This window comes from Microbulbifer sp. VAAF005 (assembly GCF_030012985.1).
Lineage (GTDB): Bacteria > Pseudomonadota > Gammaproteobacteria > Pseudomonadales > Cellvibrionaceae > Microbulbifer.
The window spans coordinates 4,059,803-4,071,852 of record NZ_CP120233.1; the positions used below are offsets into that span (position 1 = coordinate 4,059,803).

Genomic DNA, 12,050 nt, shown 5'->3' on the forward strand with positions numbered 1-12,050 from the left:
AAATCCATTGGTAGCCACAGTACTTTATAGGAGTAGGCAAGAACGTCTAGCCTTTCAGTTTGATTGGAGGGCTGACCAAAATATTTGGCATACTAAAAGCAACAGGCGCATTTTATGTTGTCAGATCAACTTCTGATAATTTTCGGAAAGAAATAATAACAACTGGGAGTTTTTATGAAGAACGTAGTAGGTTCCGTCGCCCTGGCGGTTTCTGTATTGGCTGCATCTTTTACCTCTGCACAGGATCGGTTTGCCAATGTGGAAATTAGTAGTGAAGCCGTGTCTGGCAATGTTTATATGCTCAAAGGGGCTGGGGGCAATATTGCGGTACTGGTGGGAGAGGACGGCACCTTTATGGTGGATGACCAATACGCGCCTTTGACCGCAAAAATTCAACAGGCAGTCGCTGAGTTAGCTAAGCAACCTTTGCGTTTTGTCATTAATACCCACTGGCATGGCGATCATACCGGCGGTAATGAAAACCTGGGTAAAAGCGGCGCCCTGATTGTGGCTCACGAGAATGTGCGCAAACGGGTAAGTACCGAGCAGTTTATTGAGGCGTTTAAACGTAAGGTTGAGCCGTCTCCTCCAGAAGCATTACCGGTGATTACCTTTACCGATGCCACTACCTTTTACTGGAATGGCGATAGGGTAAAGGTCCAACATGTGGGGCCGGCGCACACGGATGGTGACTCCATCGTGCATTTTGCCGAAGCCGATGTGATTCATATGGGGGATATTTATTTTAACGGCAACTATCCCTTTATCGATCTCTCTTCCGGCGGTTCGGTGGATGGCATGATCGCAGCTATGGACACCGCTTTGGCGATGGCGGGGGAAGATACCAAAATTATTCCCGGTCACGGTCCTCTCAGTAATCGGGCAGAACTGCAACAGCAGCGCAATATACTGGCAGGGCTTAGGGATAAAGTGAAAGCGATGGTGGATGAGGGTAAAACCCGGCAGGAAGTGATTTCTGCAAAACCGACTGCGGAATTTGATTCGCAGTATGGCCAGGGTTTTATGACACCGGATATTTGGACCGGGATTGTTTACGACTCCCTGACACAATCTTAGAAAATAAAAAAAGGCGGCGCAGTGAGAACCTGCGCCGCCTTTTTTGTTGGATTACCCGGTGATTTTATTCTGTAGTGGCGCTCGGGGTCATGGGCCCGCCAAATTCAGGGTTATTTTCCACCGCCTCTTCATTGTGCTCTTCTCGCACTCGGAACCAAGCGGCATAGAGTGCTGGCAGGAACAGTAGGGTGAGTCCGGTTGCGACAATCAATCCGCCCATAATGGCGACTGCCATAGGGCCAAAGAAGTCACTGCGGGACAGTGGAATCATCGCCAATACCGCAGTCAGCGCTGTCAATACAATCGGCCTGAAGCGTCTTACCGTCGACTCGACAATTGCATCCCAGGGACTGAGGCCCTGACTGATATCCTGCTGTATCTGGTCCACCAAAATCACCGAGTTACGCATAATCATTCCCGCCAGGGCGATGGTGCCCAGCATGGCGACAAAACCAAAGGGTTTGCCAAACAGCAGCAGGAACAGGGTAACGCCGATCAGGCCCAGGGGAGCCGTGAGGAATACCATGGTGGATAGGGACATACTGCGCAATTGCAGCATCAGCAGGGTAAAGACCACCAGCACGAATAGCGGCATACCGGCATTGACCGATTTTTGCCCCCGCGCAGACTCTTCCACGGTACCACCCACTTCCAGCAAGTAGCCTGGCGGTAATTTATCGCGAATGGATTGAAGCTGAGGCCACACGGCATTGACGACGGTCGCCGGTAATTCGTCCCCATAAATATCAGCGCGCACGGTAACGGTGGGCAGGCGGTCCCGGTGCCAGATAATACCTTCCTCAAAACCGTATTCCAGGGTGGCAATCTGGTTCAACGGTACACTGCGGCCGCTGTCGGTTTGTACCGCGAGGTTACCCAACTGGCGCAGGGCATAGCGATCGTCTTCATTACCGCGCACACGCACGTCGATCAGCTCGTTATCCTCCCGGTATTGGCTCACAGTGATACCCGTTAAGGAGCTTTGCAGAGCCTGGGACAAGGTTGCACTGTTGACGCCCATGGCGCGAGCGCGGTCCTGGTCGATATTGAGGTTGATGGATTTACTGGGTTCTTCCCAGTCCAAGTGCACGTTGGTCACCTGTGGATTGTCCCGCAGGCGCTCAGCCACTTCCCGAGCCAGCCCGCGTACTTCGCGAATATGTTCGCCGGACAAGCGGAACTGCACCGGGTAGCCCACGGGTGGGCCGTTCTCCAGGCGGGACACACGGCTGCGCAGGGTGGGGAACTCCTCATTCATCGTATTGATCAGCCAGCTGCGCACTTGCTCGCGCTCTTCGACACTGCGGGTCATTACAACAAACTGGGCGAAGCTGGCAGCGGGCAGTTGCTGGTCAAGGGGCAAGTAGAAACGCGGGGAGCCGGTGCCCACATAAGCCACGTAATTTTCTACTTGATCGTTCTGCGCCAGGAGGGTTTCCAACCTTTTGGCTTGGTGCTCGGTGGATTTCAGCGAGGCACCTTCGGCCAGCTTCAGGTCCACCATCAATTCGAGGCGTCCGGAAGAGGGGAAGAACTGTTGCGGAACCAGTTTGAACAGGGCGAGCGAGCCGACAAAAATCGCCAGGGTTGCCGCAATCACTGTTTTACGATTGCGCAGGCACCAGGTAATAAAGCGGCGGAAGCGCTGGTAAAAGGGTTTCTGGTAGGGATCTTTCACTTCACCGCCATGACCGTGTCGTGCCAGGTTCGGCAACAGGTAATGGCCCAGGTAGGGCACAAATACCACGGCGGCGATCCAGGAAACGATAAGCGACAGGGTGACCACCTGGAAAATAGAGCGGGTGTATTCACCGGTACCGGACTGGGCGGTGGCAATCGGTAAAAAACCGGCGGCGGTAATCAATGTACCGGTAAGCATGGGAAAAGCGGTGCTAGTCCAGGCGAAGCCGGCGGCTTTTAGCCGACTGAGCCCCTGTTCCATTTTTATAGCCATCATTTCCACCGCGATAATGGCATCGTCCACCATCAAGCCCAGGGCGAGTACCAGTGCCCCCAGCGAGATCTTGTGCAGGCCGATATTGAAGTAGTGCATCAGCGCGAAGGTCATCGCCAATACCAGTGGGATCGACAGCGCCACAATTAATCCCGGGCGGCTGCCGAGGGAGAAAAAACTCACCAGCAGTACGATACCCAGGGCTTCGGCCAGCACTTGCAGGAATTCGCCAACGCCGCGTTTTACTGCCGCTGGTTGGTCGGAGACCTTGCGCAGCTCCATACCTATGGGCAGATCTTCTTGTAGTCGGGCAAAGGTTTCATCGAGGGCTTTACCCAATTTTAAAATATCGCCCCCTTCCTTCATGGACACGGCGAGACCGATGGCGTCCTCTCCCATAAAGCGCATTCGGGGCTGGGCCGGATCGCTAAAGCCTCGGTGAACCTGGGCGATATCTCCCAGGCGCTGGGTGCGGCCATCTGCGGTAATGGGAAACTGACGTATTTCATTGACTGAGGTGAATTGCCCGCTCACACGGATGCGCACCCGGTCGCTGACGGTATCCACAAAGCCGCCATCAGTGACCTGGTTTTGCGCTTGCAGGGCGTTTTGAACCGCAGACAGGGGAATGCCCATGGAGGCCAATTTGGTATTGGATATTTCCACCCAAATTTTTTCGTCCTGCAATCCCAGTAACTCGACCTTGCCTACATCCTTAACTCGCTGAAGGGCCAGTTGCAACCGCTCAGCGTAGTCCTTCATCAGTGCGTAATCGAAGCCACTGCCGGTGAGGGCATAAATATTGCCGAAGGTGGTGCCAAACTCGTCGTTAAAAAATGGGCCCTGGATATCCGGCGGCAGGGTGTGGCGAATATCCCCCACCTTTTTACGTACTTCATACCAGAGATCGGGAATGTCTCGGGAGTGCATATCGTCCCGGGCAACAAACAATACCTGGGATTGCCCCGGACGGGAAAAAGAGGAGATACGCTGGTAGTCACCGGTTTCCAGCAATTTCTTTTCTATCCGTTCGGTAATCTGGCGGGATACATCTTCGGCACTGGCGCCGGGCCAGACGGTGTTGATCACCATCACCTTAAAGGTAAAGGGTGGATCTTCACTTTGCCCCAATTGGGTATAGGAAAAGGTTCCCAGCAGTCCCAGGACGATCATTGCGTAAAGCACCAGCGGGCGGTTTTTTAAGGCCCACTCGGAGAGGTTAAAACCCATGGCAGTTTCTCTGTTTCAAGGGCGGCTCTGCTGTTCGCGGCCGCACTTTGGAAATTGTTATCGAGGCTTTATTGGGAATTAATTTACGCGGGCAGGTTTATTGTTCCCGCGTCTTTAATTTATTCCTGGTGGGCGAGAGACGGCCCCTGTTCAATAGGGCGGTTCATACGGTCCACAGGGCGCACCACCATACCTTCCTGCAATAAATGGGTACCTGCGGCCACAATCCAGTCATTGCGTTCCAACCCGGAAAATACCGAGACAAACTCCTCACCGTAGGGGCCCAGGCTGACCGGGGTTTTATGCAGCGTTTTTGTCTCTGGATTTAATACCCATACAAATGCGGCGCCATCGTCGGCACTGACTGCTGACATCGGAACTTGCAGTACATCAGTTTTTTCCGCCCTGGGGACAAATGCCCGTGCACTCTGGCCGATTTCTACACCGCTCACTTTATTTTCGAAAGCGACCCTGGCTTCAAATGTGCGGGATATGGGATCGGCTGCCGGCGATAGTTCGCGGATGCGTGCGGGGAAAGATTGGCCTGGTTGGGACCAGAGTTCGACAGTTAGCGGTTGGCCCACTTTAAAGCGGCTGATGGATTGCTCCGGCAGGTCGATACGCACTTCCCGCTCGCCATCGGCTGCCAGCTCAAAAATGCCTTGTCCTGCGGCAACGACCTGGCCGGCCTCCGCCATGCGGCGGGCGATCACGCCACTTTCCGGCGCCTTGAGTACGGCATAGGCAGCCTGGTTGCGGGCCACATCCAGCTGTGCCTTGGCCTGCTGTAGTCGCGCTTCGCTGGCTTCGAATTGGGTTTCTACGGTATCGAACTGGGAGAGGCTCACCAGCTGCTTTTCCAATAGCTTGCGGTGGCGCGAGAGTTCACTGCTAGCCAGGCGCTGGTCTGCCTCGGCAGAAGTATGGCTGGCGCGGGCTGAATCCAGTTGTAGCAGCAGGTCTTCAGTATCCAGTTCCGCCAGGGGCTGGCCCTGTTCCACACGGTCGCCGACATTTACCAGGCGCCGTTGGATTTTTCCGCCGATACGGAAGGCCAGTGCCGGCTCGAAGCGGGCTCTTACCTCACCGGGATAGACATCGGCTTGGGCGCTGGCCAGGGTGGGGCGCACCATAACAGCGGGGCGCGGTTTGGTCTCTTTTTCCTGGGATTCAGAGGGGGCGCAAGCGCTCAGTAAAAGGCTGAGTGAGAGCGCAGCGAGGATTAACATTCGGTACATATTGGCTTCCTTCCCCGGCGCTGGCGCGTCGAGGCAGATCCGTGACTGGGTCAAGCATGGCCGGGCGGCCATCAATGTTATACTGGTGAGTATAGTATATTTAATGAACTAACGAGTCTAGTATATGGAGAGCTATGTCTGAGCAGATCCAGACGGCCGCCCAGCGCGGTCGCCCAAAGGACCCGGTGAAACGCCAAGCCATCCTGGATGCAGCTAAGGACCTGTTTTTATCCCACGGTTTTGCAGCCACTAGCGTGGATGCGGTGGCCTCGGCTGCGGGAGTATCCAAACTTACGGTCTACAGCCACTTCTCCGATAAGGAGACGCTCTTTAGCGCCGCTATTGCCTCTCGCTGCGAAATGATGATGCCCCTGCCCATCTTTGCTTTAGAAGAGGGGGAATCGGTAGAGCAGGTCCTGGAGCGTATTGGCGACGCTTTTATGGGGATGGTGGAGAGCGAGGATAGCGTGCGTCTGTTACGCCTTTTGTGTGCCCTGGCATCCCAGGAGTCGGAAATGGCCCAGCTATTTTTTGACGCAGGTCCCCAGCGGATTTTGGGGGAGATAGAGCAGCTACTGCGCAGAGCCAATCAGTTACAGATGTTGAAGGTGGATAATCCCGCCGTAGCGGCGGAAGATTTTATCGGCTTGTTGCTGGGTTGCCATCATATGCAGGTCTTGATCGGCTGCCGACAAATGTCGACACAGGAAGAGCGCCGTGAGCGCGTACAAAAGGCGGTGAGAACCTTTATGTGTGCCCACCAATAGCGCCGGGATTATTGCCTGTATTCTTGGGCTGCTCCGCCATCGCGGGGCACAGGGCAATATCACTGGCGACCTGGATCCACTCAGGTTTGTTGCGGCTGTAAACATAGCGCTCGGGATAAATAAATTCCGGTGCATCAAAGGCGCCGCCGCCAAAGCCCCGATATTCGGGTAGGAACTCCAGTGTCCAGGTGAGCGTGCTGCCGCAATCGGGGCAGAACTGGCTCTTTATCCAGCGACCGGCATCGGAGTAAAGGGTGTGAGATTGCAAATGGCCCTGAAGAAAAGCTATTTGTTTCTTTTTGAAGTAGACCGATAAGCCGATGGGGCTACCGCTACGCTTTCTACACCACTGACAAGAGCACAGGCTGACCCGGCGAGGGGAGCCGAGGGCGCGAAAGCGCAGTTGCCCGCAAACGCAGCCCCCTTCGTGATATTCCTCCACCATACTAAGTCCACCGCTGTACCGCCTTTACTAAGGTTGGCACAGCGGCGTGGGGGAGGAATCAGGTTTTGATGCGGTATCCGGTGCGGAAAATCCACCAGACGGTGCTGAGACACAGTACCAGAAAGAGCAAAGTCATGCCGATACTCAGCCCCAGGTTAACATCGGCTACGCCGTAAAAAGCCCAGCGGAAGCCGCTGATCAAATAAACTACCGGGTTGAACAAGGTAATTTTTTGCCACATTTCCGGCAGCATACTGATCGAATAAAATGCACCGCCGAGAAAAGTGAGCGGCGTAATAATCATCAGCGGAATAACTTGCAGCTTCTGAAAGTCATCGGCCCAAACTCCGATAATAAATCCGAACAGGCTAAAAGTGACGGCAGTCAGCGCGAGGAATGTCAGCATCCACCAAGGGTGTACAATTTCGTAATCCACAAAAAAGCGAGCGGTCAGCAATATCAACAGCCCTAATAAAATGGACTTTGTCGCTGCGGCACCCACATATCCGGTGACGATTTCGAATGAGGATATGGGAGCGGACAGTACTTCATAAATGGTGCCGGAAAATTTAGGAAAAAATATTCCGAAAGAGGCGTTGGAAATACTCTCGCTGAGCAGTGCCAGCATTACCAATCCTGGAATAATAAAGGCCCCATAACTGACTCCGTCGATATTCCCCATACGCGATCCAATCGCCGCACCAAACACAATAAAATAGAGAGATGTGGAGAGCACCGGTGAGGCGATGCTCTGCATCAGGGTGCGCCAGGTGCGGGCCATCTCAAACTTATAGATGGCGCCAATTCCATACCAATTCATGCCTGTGCCTCCTTGCTGAGCTGCTCTTCCCGTTCAAGGCGGGCACCGTGAACCAAGTTGACGAAAATTTCCTCCAGGGAGCTTTCCCGGGTGTGTAAATCGCGGAATTCAATATTGGCGGCATTTAAACGGCGCAGAAATTCCGCAAGACCAGTGTCTTCGCTTTTGATATCAAAGCGATAAACCAGCTGGCTGCCATCGCTGCTGAGACTCAGTGGTAGGTCAGCAAGACTCTCTGGAATTTGTTGCAGTGGTGTGGGCAGTTGCAGGCTGAGTTCTTTCTCCCCCATTTTCTTCATCAGTGCATTTTTCTCCTCAACCAGAACAAGTTGGCCGTGATTGATAACACCGACACGATCGGCCATTTCCTCGGCCTCTTCGATATAGTGGGTGGTGAGGATAACGGTTACCCCCGACTCTTTCAGTTCGCGCACCATTTGCCACATATCCTGGCGCAGCTCCACATCGACCCCGGCGGTGGGTTCGTCGAGGAAGAGTACATTGGGCTCGTGGGATAGCGCTTTGGCGATCATCAGGCGGCGTTTCATTCCGCCTGAAAGCGTAATAATTTTGTTATCTTTTTTCTCCCAAAGGGATAGCTGCCGTAGAATTTTCTCCAGGTAGGCGGGATTGGGAGCCTTGCCGAATAGGCCGCGGCTGAATTTCACTGCCGCCCAAACGGTTTCAAAGGCATCGGTGGATATCTCCTGGGGCACCAGACCAATCTCATTGCGGGCATTGCGATAGTCCCGCTGAATATTGTAACCATTGACAGTGACGTCACCGCAGCTCGGATTTACGATGCCGCAGATAATGTTGATCATGGTTGTCTTGCCCGCGCCGTTGGGGCCGAGCAAGGCAAAGAGTTCTCCCCGCTGAATTTCCAGGTCGATATTCTTCAGGGCGGTAAACCCCTCGGCATAGGTTTTTCCCAAGCCTTTGATAGAAATAATCGATTCCACTTTTTCTCCTTGCCAAAATTACCGTACGGCTTTGGCTGTGTGTTGTCAGGTGGATTTATCGGGCAGAAAGGAGGAATACCTTTCCTGTCGGATCAGTTTCCCGATCCCAGCCCGGAAGTATATGCCAATGAGAATTCTTTTTTAATTTTAATGATGTATATCAAAGCAGCGCTGGATGCGGCGAACATCAAAATTAAAGCCATGGATGAAAATGCACTGGAATATCCCATGTTATCAATCCAGGGCTGGCTGATGAAAGGCGAAATAAATTGCCCAAGAAAAATTCCAGTCGTCAGAAATCCAGCCTGCTAATGGAGCGCAGAGGGCGATGCTCAAAGCGGGCAGGGTCACTACCAGTCGGCTCCACAAATCACTATTGGGTGTCCCTGAGAAATACTGCTGCAGTGCAGGTAGTGACGGGGCTACAGTGGCCCCCGACATGATAGTGAGTGCTGCCAGGCACAGTAATGTGATACGGCTCTGAGACGGTATCCCGCTGGTCGTGTGCTTCATGATTATTAGTCGCTGCTTCTAGGTCCCAGGGTTTCTCTTCGCGGTATCTCCAGACTCGCGTATTTCATTAGCAAATTTGGGGTTCAGGCTTGCAGCTGCCACTAGTAGTAAGAACAGGTTTGGGGTGGCTTGACCGGCTGGTTGCGCAACGCCGTTTGCTTGGTGCTTTTCCATCACTTTTCTCCCTCGCTTGCATTAGGTTGCGCAGTAGTGTAAAACCTCAACTAATGTTTAGGTCAATGGTTGGTGGGCATTTTTATGGCAGCTGAAGAATCGGCCGAAAAAGGAGCGGTAAAGTCAAAGCAAATCAAGCGGGAGCTGACTGTTGGCGAGGTGGCCGAGCGCAGCGGCGTGGCAGTCAGCGCCCTCCATTTCTATGAAAGCAAAGGCCTGATTGCCAGCTGGCGGACCTCCGGAAATCAAAGGCGTTACTCACGGGATGTGTTGCGCCGAGTGGCCATTATCAAGGTGGCCCAGAGTACCGGGATTCCATTGTCGGAAATACGCGAGGCCTTCGGGGAGCTTCCCAATAAGCGCACGCCCAATGCGGGGGATTGGTCATCACTCTCTTCTCACTGGCGTGAAGAGTTGGATCAGCGTATCCAGCAGTTAACCAAGTTGCGCGATGACCTTGAGGGATGTATTGGCTGCGGTTGTTTGTCTATGCAGAAATGCCCTTTACGGAATCCTGGGGATGAAGCTGCGGAGCAGGGAGGGGGAGCTCGCTATTTGGATTTGACCGAGTAGGAAAGTGGTAGCAATACACGAGTACTGCTACCAACTCGCAAGGCGTACCTTTATCACTGCTAAAAGGTTGCTAGCGGTTTTCCGACGCTCACCTCAAGAGAAAATTTTCTCGTAAAATGCCAGCGTTCCCCGCCAAGCATCCTCAGCAGCTTCACGGTTATAGGCCAGCGGTAGGCCGAATTTTTCTCCACGGTCTGTCGCACAAGGGTTGGTAAATCCGTGTAGGACTCCAGGGTAACTGACCAGAGTTAACTTTGCGTTGGACTCTTGCATCTCAGTTACAAACTGGCCGACCTGGTCCGGTGGGACCATCACATCGGCGCCACCGGTGTAGACTTGTATTTCGGGTTTGATAGGTTCGTTCTGTGCAGGCGTACTTCTAGCCAGGGCGCCGTGGTAACTGACAACGCCGCGCAAGTCTACTCCAATTCGAGCCATGGCGAGTACGACTCCGCCGCCAAAACAATAGCCCTGTGCTGCGATCTGGTCCGGGTCTGCTAGGGGCTGTTGCTGGAGCAGTGATAATGCTGTGCGAAAGCGCGCCTCGAGGGCCACCGGATCTTTCAGGGCTTCATCCCTGAACTGTTGTGCCTCCTGTGGATCATCGGTCTGTTTGCCTGCGCCAAACATATCTACCGCAAAAGCGAGGTAGCCGCAGTTGGCCAGTTTCTCCGCCTGCTCGCGGACAAAGGCATTGTGACCCCACCATTCGTGTACCAGTAAAACCCCCGGCCGTTTGTTACTGATATTTTCATCCCATGCGAGATATCCGCAAAAAGTGTCACCGTTTACGGTGTAGTCAATTACTTCCGCTTCCATAGTGAATCGCCTGGCTGATCGAGAAAGAGTCGTTGGGAAACCGGTAAGGGCCCGGCTACTCCGCAAGCGTGGCACAAACTTCAGTTGTTGCCAGTGGGTGGTCCTTTCAGCTCAATCACATTGTCCTCGGGATCTGAGATGTAAATTGACAGGCCAATTCCATCGGCGCCAAAGCGTTCTTCTGCTGGCGAAAACTTTACCTGTTCCTGCGCTAAAAAGGCTTGAATACTCTCCGGATTAAAGGGTTCAACCCGGAAGCAAAAATGATCCAGGTTCCGCCCTTCCTTTCCTGGTGCTGCTCCCCCTCTCTGGCCTATAGGTTTATCAACTGGCACTAAATCTATCATGCAAGTGCCTGCGCGGAGTTGGTAGAGGCCAATATCGTCCCGTTGGCGCACAATGCTGCATCCAAGAATATTTTGGTAAAAGTCGAGCATGGGTTTTAGAGATTGGACACGCAATACAATATGGTCAATATGGTGGAGCTTAATCATAGGCGGCCCAAGCTTAGTTTTTACTAAGACTAGGTGGACCCTAAGGTAGTTGTCGAGTGAATTAAATGTTAGAGATTTTCTAGTTAATCTGTAAAAGTCTGGCTGTAGAGAAGGTAGGTAGCGCAAATAATCAGAAGGCTCCCCATTGATTTGTTAAATATTTTGCGCCGGTATTGACTCTCTAATAGTAAGCGAGCCCGATCTCCGGCAATAGCCCAAGTACTTAATGATATGTAGCAAACCAGAAAGTAAATCAGGGTAAATGTGAGTAAATTGCTGTGGTTATCGCTGCTGGAGAAAATAGCCACTCCAGAAAGGCAGGCGATCCAGGCCTTTGGGTTAAACCATTGCAATAAAAACCCCTGGTAAAAGCGTGGCTCCTGTAACCGCTCAATATCTGCATGATTAGCAGGTGCAGCCGCTGTTTGGTAGCCGATAAAGGCCACATAAATTGATCCTGGTATCGCAACATATCGTAGTAACTGGGGATAAATTTCTATTACCTAATAGAGCCCAAGGCCCATAGCTGCAAGTAACAGTGTAAAGCCTATTGTGGCTCCTGATACAAAGGGCAAGGTGCGGATAAATCCATAATTCACCCCGGAGGAAATGATAACCATATTGACCGGCCCCGGTGTAATGGACATAGCCAGGGAAAACCCAAACATAGCAAGAAGTAGTGACATTCGCTGCTCCTGGCAGTTATCAATTGTTTGGAGACTTTAATGGCCTGGTAGGAAAATGATTAGATACTTAAAACTGAAATATATTGTTTATAAAAATTTACTTACTAAAAAGGGAGAAGGAAAGAATACATTGAACTCGGGACCCTATGAGGCATGGATGCCGATTAGGAGCTTACAGGGATGTATTCACTGCGTGTCTCGAGTACGGTGCATTCTTTCCTTTCACCCCAGTAGTAAGTATGGACGAGTGTGCTGCACGAGACTGGATGCCGATTAGGTGCTAACAGCAATATATTCA

14 protein-coding genes are annotated in these 12,050 nt (G+C 52.6%); 4 read left to right on the forward strand and 10 right to left on the reverse strand.

What is annotated here, in order from left to right:
• Positions 1–174 precede the first annotated feature (174 nt).
• Complete coding sequence (locus P0078_RS18235; protein ID WP_282931335.1) at positions 175–1,077, forward strand: MBL fold metallo-hydrolase; 903 nt, start codon at positions 175–177, stop codon at positions 1,075–1,077.
• Positions 1,078–1,141: 64 nt separating this feature from the next.
• Here the strand turns inward: P0078_RS18235 and P0078_RS18240 are convergent, their stop codons facing one another.
• Together P0078_RS18240 and P0078_RS18245 are read right to left on the reverse strand one after the other, a co-directional pair.
• Positions 1,142–4,261, reverse strand: a complete 3,120-nt coding sequence (locus P0078_RS18240; protein WP_282931336.1) for an efflux RND transporter permease subunit — start codon at positions 4,259–4,261, stop codon at positions 1,142–1,144.
• A 119-nt stretch (positions 4,262–4,380) separates the two neighbouring features.
• On the reverse strand, positions 4,381–5,499 hold the full coding sequence (locus P0078_RS18245) for an efflux RND transporter periplasmic adaptor subunit (RefSeq protein ID WP_282931337.1): 1,119 nt from the start codon (positions 5,497–5,499) through the stop codon (positions 4,381–4,383).
• A gap of 134 nt (positions 5,500–5,633) precedes the next feature.
• Between P0078_RS18245 and P0078_RS18250 the strand changes: the two genes are divergently transcribed.
• A complete protein-coding gene (locus P0078_RS18250; RefSeq protein ID WP_282931338.1) occupies positions 5,634–6,266 on the forward strand; it encodes a TetR/AcrR family transcriptional regulator in 633 nt (210 codons plus the stop codon).
• Here the strand turns inward: P0078_RS18250 and P0078_RS18255 are convergent.
• The 3 genes from P0078_RS18255 to P0078_RS18265 are packed head-to-tail and all read right to left on the reverse strand — an operon-like array spanning position 6,247 to position 8,493.
• The gene (locus P0078_RS18255; RefSeq protein WP_282931339.1) at positions 6,247–6,711 is read right to left on the reverse strand and encodes a GFA family protein; all 465 of its coding nucleotides are present in this window, start codon (positions 6,709–6,711) and stop codon (positions 6,247–6,249) included. The two genes, P0078_RS18250 and P0078_RS18255, sit on opposite strands and share 20 nt — an antisense overlap.
• A 58-nt stretch (positions 6,712–6,769) precedes the next feature.
• Complete coding sequence (locus P0078_RS18260) at positions 6,770–7,531, reverse strand: ABC transporter permease (protein ID WP_282931340.1); 762 nt, start codon at positions 7,529–7,531, stop codon at positions 6,770–6,772.
• On the reverse strand, positions 7,528–8,493 hold the full coding sequence (locus tag P0078_RS18265) for an ABC transporter ATP-binding protein (RefSeq protein ID WP_282931341.1): 966 nt from the start codon (positions 8,491–8,493) through the stop codon (positions 7,528–7,530). Before P0078_RS18265 ends, P0078_RS18260 begins: the two co-directional genes overlap by 4 nt.
• Positions 8,494–8,532: 39 nt before the next feature.
• Between P0078_RS18265 and P0078_RS18270 the strand changes: the two genes are divergently transcribed.
• Positions 8,533–8,805 carry a hypothetical protein gene (locus tag P0078_RS18270; RefSeq protein ID WP_282931342.1) on the forward strand — a complete coding sequence of 91 codons (273 nt, stop codon included), beginning with the start codon at positions 8,533–8,535 and terminating at the stop codon, positions 8,803–8,805.
• Between the two features lie 219 nt (positions 8,806–9,024).
• Here the strand turns inward: P0078_RS18270 and P0078_RS18275 are convergent, their stop codons facing one another.
• A complete protein-coding gene (locus P0078_RS18275; RefSeq protein WP_282931343.1) occupies positions 9,025–9,180 on the reverse strand; it encodes a hypothetical protein in 156 nt (51 codons plus the stop codon).
• A gap of 84 nt (positions 9,181–9,264) precedes the next feature.
• Here P0078_RS18275 and soxR point away from each other — a divergent pair, with 84 nt between their 5' ends.
• The gene (soxR, locus tag P0078_RS18280) at positions 9,265–9,753 is read left to right on the forward strand and encodes a redox-sensitive transcriptional activator SoxR (protein ID WP_282931344.1); all 489 of its coding nucleotides are present in this window, start codon (positions 9,265–9,267) and stop codon (positions 9,751–9,753) included.
• 93 nt (positions 9,754–9,846) lie between these two features.
• Here the strand turns inward: soxR and P0078_RS18285 are convergent, their stop codons facing one another.
• From P0078_RS18285 to P0078_RS18300, 4 genes are all read right to left on the reverse strand, one after another.
• Positions 9,847–10,572: a dienelactone hydrolase family protein gene (locus P0078_RS18285; RefSeq protein ID WP_282931345.1), complete on the reverse strand. Its 726-nt coding sequence runs from the start codon at positions 10,570–10,572 to the stop codon at positions 9,847–9,849.
• Positions 10,573–10,652: 80 nt separating this feature from the next.
• The gene (locus P0078_RS18290; protein ID WP_282931346.1) at positions 10,653–11,066 is read right to left on the reverse strand and encodes a VOC family protein; all 414 of its coding nucleotides are present in this window, start codon (positions 11,064–11,066) and stop codon (positions 10,653–10,655) included.
• An 83-nt stretch (positions 11,067–11,149) separates the two neighbouring features.
• Positions 11,150–11,566: a LysE family translocator gene (locus tag P0078_RS18295; RefSeq protein WP_353057085.1), complete on the reverse strand. Its 417-nt coding sequence runs from the start codon at positions 11,564–11,566 to the stop codon at positions 11,150–11,152.
• 3 nt (positions 11,567–11,569) lie between these two features.
• Positions 11,570–11,752 (reverse strand): hypothetical protein, encoded by a 183-nt coding sequence (locus P0078_RS18300; RefSeq protein ID WP_282931347.1) that lies wholly within the window; start codon positions 11,750–11,752, stop codon positions 11,570–11,572.
• Positions 11,753–12,050 lie beyond the last annotated feature (298 nt).